We start from the raw sequence: 5,611 nt of genomic DNA, 5'->3' as shown, positions 1-5,611 counted from the left end.
GATTTACATAATATTATCTAAATGTTTTGAACAAAGTAAATTTCTTATTAAGAAAATATAAATATAAGAATTAATACTTTCATTTCTATACTTTTAATAAAACGCAACACAATTACGACCTTGTTCTTTTGCAATATATAAAGCTTTATCACAATAACGTATAAATTCATTTAAAGATATTAATTCTTCAACTTTCTTTGTATGAACTCCGATGCTAACAGTCACACATTTTGAAGGAATGTCATCACGTTCAAAATTACAATATTCTATAATATTACGTAAACATTCGGATTTAAGTTTAGCATTCTCCTCATCACAATTGAAAATACAGATAAAAAATTCTTCACCACCATAACGGATAGCATGTGCATTTTCAGAATTTGTAAAATCTAAAATTACTTTAGCAATATTTTGTAAACAGTAGTCACCCTTTTGATGTCCGTAAGTGTCATTAAATTGTTTAAAATAATCTATGTCTATCATCATACCTGTTATAGGTTCTTGGTTTGCATGGGTACTTAATTTTTTTTGGAGAACATCTTCTAAATACCTACGATTATTCATTTTAGTTAGGTCATCAGTCATGACCTTAAGATTTAATAAATTATTCATATGGGAGATTTCTTCATATTGTTGATGGATTAGCATTTTATCATAATAAGTAAATACACGACTTCTATATAACATTGTAGAAACAAAAATAGCAAGTGATGTTATAAAAAATGTGTTTACAATATTACTGAACTCATTACCTGATACGGTTTGAATTCCTGGTAAGAGTAGATTAAGAAATAAAAAACATCCTCCAAAAACTACTATTGATTGACCTAATTTTAATACTGAAAAAGCAGCAGCTGTTAACATTATATAACTGAATACACTCAAATCATTTCCGCCTAACTGGTCAAGCAAAGTAATTACACAACCCCATAAGCAGAAAAATGTTACATAAATCACCCATAAGTTTATATAACAAGTACAATGTTCCTTTTTTTTATTCCAAAGATAAGAAAAAACAAACATAAAAATTAAAGAGATACAAAATAGTATTATATACATACAAAAATACCACTGACGTCTTGGGGTGGCAAAGGGGCCACCATCTCTAGCTGATATTGATATCATCATAATTAGTTGAGATATTATTATTATGATACAAATAATTTTGCCTGTATGATAAAGATAATTGCAAAGTTCCCGTTCAACATTTTCTTTGTGTTTTTTATCTAGAGGAAATCCAAAGAATTTTTTAAAATTTTCTAAGTTCATATAAGCCTCCATTAATAATAAAACATAAAAATAAGTATTCCTCTTCTTTGTTTAGATACTCGGAATACTTTGTTTATAATTTAATTATAGCAAAATATGCTGTATGTAACAATCTAAATTTATAATAGGTAGTATTTATTAGTTAAGATTAAATAAATTTTTGTATTAGTATTTTATTATAATTAAGATTAGTAAGTTATTTATTTTGGAATATTAGAGAAATATAATGAAATACTAATATAAGATAAACAAAATAGATGAATATATCCAATTAAGGTATAATTAAGTTCTATTAGTTAGATTTATAATTAATATATTATATACATTAGAGTTGCTATAAAACTGAAAGTGTTGAAATTACAACGATATAAGCGATTGTATAAAGTTAATGACTTTAGCTTTTAAAATAGATAAATGAGAGTTTGCCACCCATTTGCCACCGTAGTATATTTTTGGGTGGCAAACTCTAATTTGTAATTCTTTCAAATATATCTACAGTTTCATTTTTCATCTTATCAGTTACATGTGAATAGGTATCCATTGTAGTTGATAATTGACTATGACCTAGACGATTTTGTATGTCTTTAATGTTAGCACCATTTTCTAATAGTAGGGTAGCATGTGTATGTCTTAGACAATGGAAATGGAAGTCATTGTTTAAGGCTTCTCTAATTTGTCTTACTATAGTGTCCATAGTATGAATAGTTACTTGTTGACCATTTTCTTTAGTACACACCCAATCACTATCAAAGTAAAATTCACCATATTTTAATTTCATTTTCTTTTGATATAGTTTATATTCTTTTAATGCTCTTACTAAGGTATCACCTGTAAATATAGTTCTACAAGAGCTTTCTGTTTTTGGTTGGCTTAATTCAAACATTCCATTCTTCTTTTTAATAAGAGTATGTTTTACTGTGATAGTTTTATTATCAAGGTCTATATCATCCCATGTTAATGCAATAATTTCACCTCTTCGCATACCAGTATAAAATCCAATTAGTAAGACTATACGCTGAAATGAATCTTGAGGAAATATATTTAGTGTTTGATTAAATTCTTCTAGTGTAATAGTTTTAACTTTTTTAGGTTCTATTTTAGACTTAGTTTTTGGTATGCTTACATATTGCATAGGATTTTCTCGTATGTGTTTGTAAGGGTAGACTGCTGATTTTAATGACCTATGTAATATAGCTTTTAATACTTGTAATGTACTTTGAGAATAGTCTTCTTTGTATTTTTTGTTTATGAAGCTTTGTAGTATTGCTGGTGTTAGAGCTTTTACTTTATAAACTCCTAGCTTTGGTTTTATATGTTTTTCTATGTTTATTCGGTAGCTTTCTTGAGTGTTGTATTTACAGTTAAGTAAGACATATTCTTTGTACCAAAAGTCTAAGTAGTCTGATAAACTGATGTTGCTTTCTTCAAATACTATGCCAGAGTTTTCATATTCATTTAGTGCTTCTCTTAGTGCTTTTTCTGCTTCTTTTTTTGTACTGCCACCAACTCTTTCTACTTTTTTTCTTTTGCCTTCTACTATACCTAGGTCAAAGTAGTAATACCACTTGTTGCTTCTTTTTCTTACTCCACCTTTCATAATAGTCCCCCCTTTTTAGAATATATGTTTGTTTTGTGTTTATATAAAAGAGCAGAATGACTGCTCTTTATATACCTTTTTGTTATGTATAAGATGACTTTAAGTTTATTTGTTTAATTTAAACTCATTTATTTTCTTAATATTCTTATAATTTTTTTGTTTTTATGACAGTTTATTACAATGATGTTAAAATATATAATTATTAAATTATAATCTATAAAAGTAGAATAAAGGAGTTTAAAAAATATCTTCATATATGTAGAAATTTGGTAAATTAGTTAATACTAAAAATCTATTACTTCCTAAGTCTAACATGTTTTTCTTTCTTGATAGAAATTCTAATCTTTTTAATAAGAATTCGATACTAACTTGTAATTCTTCAGCTATTTCGTATACACTTGTTGTATGTGAATTAATAACATGTATTATTTCTTCTTCTGTTATAAGAAATTCACATGCCCATCTTAAGGCTTTGTTTTCAGTTTTATCTATCAAGATTTTGTTTTTATAGCTGTTTTTTGAAGATACATAATTTCCAACACTGGTAAAATGGTGTCCTAATTCTTCTGCTAATATTTCTGTTAGCTTAGTCTTGTTTTGCTTTAATGAGTTAAGCAATGATATAATTTTTAGACCTTGTTTGTTTATATACAATCCTTTTATGTCATCTGCTATTTTGTCAGTGTAGTAAATTTCTATTTCTTCATTATTTGCTAAGTCTAAAAGTACATTTAATTTGTTCATTGAAATCCCCCTATAAAAAGAATGTATGTGTTAATTTTTTATATTTAAAGAGCAGATTTTAACTGCTCTAAATATTTATTTTTTGTACTTATTCATTAGAAATTCAATATAATCGTTAAGTTGTTCTTGTGCTTCTTCTGGTAAATCTTTATGAGGATTAGCTTTATGTGCAGCTACAGTATCTATATGATTTCTAACAAGTGTTGTACCTAAAAGATAATCTGTTGTAACATCAAAATAATGAGCAAGTTTTACAATATCATCACTTTTAGGTGAAATTATATTGTTTTCATATTTAGACAATAAATCAGTACTTATTTCTAGTCTTTCGCTTAATATATTTAATACAATACCTTTTTCTTTTATTAATTCTCTTAATCTTTTTGAGAAAATAGGATTTAAAGATTTTACTACTTGATTGGGATTTTTTATGTCTGTTTTACCAAGTAAGTAATCTGTTGATACATCAAAATAGTTTGAACAGTCTTCAATAAAAGATTGCTTTGGTTCTCTTAATCCATTTTCAATCCTAGATAAAGTGGATTTATTTACATTTAAATCCATACTTAATCTATCTAAAGATATACCTTTTTCTTCTCTCAATTCTTTTAATCTAAACATATAAAATCATCCTTTATCGTAGTTTTCATTATAGCAACTTTTATTTACATTATAGCAACTTTTTTTGTCATTACAATCTATATTGCTAAAAAAGCAACAAAAATATTGACTTTTAACATTTTTGTTGCTATTATATAAACAAGAACTTGCTTATATAGCAAAGAAAGTTAGAGGGTGAGTAAATGTATGTCAATAGATTGAAAGGGTTAATGAAAGAAAATCAACATACACAAAAATTTGTTGCAGATTTATTAGGGCTTAGTTTGTTTGGATTTAGGCTAAAGCTTAATGGCAAAAATGAATTTAAGGCAAATGAAATAAAAAAATTGTCTGATTTGTATGAAGTATCAACAGACTATTTTTTTTCAAAATCAGTTGCCAAAATGGCAATAAAATAAGTGGCTTTTAAATTTAAAGAATAAAAATCCCTTTAGAATAAATATTTCATGAAATGAATTTAAACTAGAGTGGGGATAGAGTTACGCTTTGCAACATCTTATAGAAGAAGATAAACAGTATCAAGGTAAGGGATATACTCATTCAGAAATAATAGATATAACTAAAAATGATGGCATATCTGATGTGAAGATGACAACTAAGTGGACTCAAAAAGGAAAATTATTATTATATAATTTGCTTAAAACAAATAATATATTACCTAATATAGAAACAAATAATAGTCAATAAGAATTAATTTTAGGTTAATATTTTGGGAATTAAATACAGAATATTTTGATAATAATGAGGTGAATTAAATAATGGAGAACTCAAATAAAATAGTTAAAAGATTGAGTGAGAGTCTAAGAGATCTAATAGAAATAGAGATAAATAAACAAGAAATTGATAAATTTAAGAATCAAACTATTGAACAAAAAGTGAATGTATTAGAACCAAAAGATATAGTTGTCTTGATAAAAAGAGGGTATCCCAATTATTTGATAACAATAGATGAAGCAAGGGGAATTTTAAAATTAGATACAACTTTTATGCGTAGGTTAGTAAATGCGGGTTTGATAAAATCACTAGTTAGAGGAGATGGTAGAAAAATTTCAAGATACGAGGTTGATGATTTTATTGAGAGAAGTCAAGGTGAAAATCTAGACAAGCTTTTAGAGAAAGTAGAGAAAGGAGAATAAAATTGTTGAGTCTTGATTTAAATAAGAAGAACATAATGATACTGAAAAAAGACAGTAAGGTTTTAGCATATATAGTATTTAAGGATATTATGACTGGTAAAAAGATATCAGTTGAAATATTAAACAAAAAAAGTGCTGGTCAAAGTAACCAACACAACTAAAAAACGATTACTTAGGAGGATACCATAAAATGAATAAAAATTCAAGTCGTAGAAAATATTTAGATGCTTTTGTAGTAACTGAT

At 26.3% G+C, this 5,611-nt stretch carries 8 protein-coding genes; 4 read left to right on the top strand and 4 right to left on the bottom strand.

Annotated features, from left to right (window positions below; genetic code table 11):
- Window positions 1-93 precede the first annotated feature (93 nt).
- The 4 genes from KGF50_RS20060 to KGF50_RS20045 form a co-directional block, all read right to left on the bottom strand.
- Window positions 94-1,269 carry a GGDEF domain-containing protein gene (locus KGF50_RS20060; protein ID WP_227849695.1) on the bottom strand — a complete coding sequence of 392 codons (1,176 nt, stop codon included), beginning with the start codon at window positions 1,267-1,269 and terminating at the stop codon, window positions 94-96.
- 466 nt (window positions 1,270-1,735) lie between these two features.
- On the bottom strand, window positions 1,736-2,866 hold the full coding sequence (locus KGF50_RS20055; RefSeq protein WP_227849694.1) for a site-specific integrase: 1,131 nt from the start codon (window positions 2,864-2,866) through the stop codon (window positions 1,736-1,738).
- Window positions 2,867-3,103: 237 nt separating this feature from the next.
- A complete protein-coding gene (locus KGF50_RS20050) occupies window positions 3,104-3,610 on the bottom strand; it encodes an ImmA/IrrE family metallo-endopeptidase (RefSeq protein WP_227849693.1) in 507 nt (168 codons plus the stop codon).
- A gap of 75 nt (window positions 3,611-3,685) precedes the next feature.
- On the bottom strand, window positions 3,686-4,231 hold the full coding sequence (locus KGF50_RS20045; RefSeq protein ID WP_227849692.1) for a helix-turn-helix domain-containing protein: 546 nt from the start codon (window positions 4,229-4,231) through the stop codon (window positions 3,686-3,688).
- A gap of 182 nt (window positions 4,232-4,413) precedes the next feature.
- On the opposite strand from KGF50_RS20045, the gene KGF50_RS20040 reads away from it, so the two are divergent.
- The 4 genes from KGF50_RS20040 to KGF50_RS20025 all read left to right on the top strand — a co-directional run bounded on the left by KGF50_RS20040 (window position 4,414) and on the right by KGF50_RS20025 (window position 5,528).
- Complete coding sequence (locus tag KGF50_RS20040) at window positions 4,414-4,629, top strand: helix-turn-helix domain-containing protein (RefSeq protein WP_227849691.1); 216 nt, start codon at window positions 4,414-4,416, stop codon at window positions 4,627-4,629.
- Window positions 4,630-4,717: 88 nt separating this feature from the next.
- Window positions 4,718-4,918 (top strand): phage antirepressor KilAC domain-containing protein, encoded by a 201-nt coding sequence (locus KGF50_RS20035; RefSeq protein WP_413926849.1) that lies wholly within the window; start codon window positions 4,718-4,720, stop codon window positions 4,916-4,918.
- A gap of 71 nt (window positions 4,919-4,989) precedes the next feature.
- Window positions 4,990-5,367 (top strand): helix-turn-helix domain-containing protein, encoded by a 378-nt coding sequence (locus KGF50_RS20030; protein WP_227849690.1) that lies wholly within the window; start codon window positions 4,990-4,992, stop codon window positions 5,365-5,367.
- A gap of 5 nt (window positions 5,368-5,372) precedes the next feature.
- Window positions 5,373-5,528, top strand: coding sequence for a hypothetical protein (locus tag KGF50_RS20025; protein ID WP_227849689.1), 156 nt, complete (start codon window positions 5,373-5,375; stop codon window positions 5,526-5,528).
- Window positions 5,529-5,611 lie beyond the last annotated feature (83 nt).

Origin of the sequence: Clostridioides sp. ZZV15-6598 (genome assembly GCF_020657705.1) — a bacterium.
Lineage (GTDB): Bacteria > Bacillota > Clostridia > Peptostreptococcales > Peptostreptococcaceae > Clostridioides > Clostridioides difficile_F.
Note: the sequence above shows the minus strand (reverse complement) of the source record. Positions and strands in the feature narration are given on the sequence as shown.

Excerpts from the sequence above, each read along its gene's own strand:
- KGF50_RS20040 (WP_227849691.1), top strand. The coding sequence starts at position 4,414 with ATGTATGTCAATAGATTGAAAGGGTTAATGAAAGAAAATCAACATACA.
- KGF50_RS20050 (WP_227849693.1), bottom strand. The coding sequence starts at position 3,610 with ATGAACAAATTAAATGTACTTTTAGACTTAGCAAATAATGAAGAAATA.
- KGF50_RS20055 (WP_227849694.1), bottom strand. The coding sequence starts at position 2,866 with ATGAAAGGTGGAGTAAGAAAAAGAAGCAACAAGTGGTATTACTACTTT.
- KGF50_RS20045 (WP_227849692.1), bottom strand. The coding sequence starts at position 4,231 with ATGTTTAGATTAAAAGAATTGAGAGAAGAAAAAGGTATATCTTTAGAT.
- KGF50_RS20030 (WP_227849690.1), top strand. The coding sequence starts at position 4,990 with ATGGAGAACTCAAATAAAATAGTTAAAAGATTGAGTGAGAGTCTAAGA.
- KGF50_RS20060 (WP_227849695.1), bottom strand. The coding sequence starts at position 1,269 with ATGAACTTAGAAAATTTTAAAAAATTCTTTGGATTTCCTCTAGATAAA.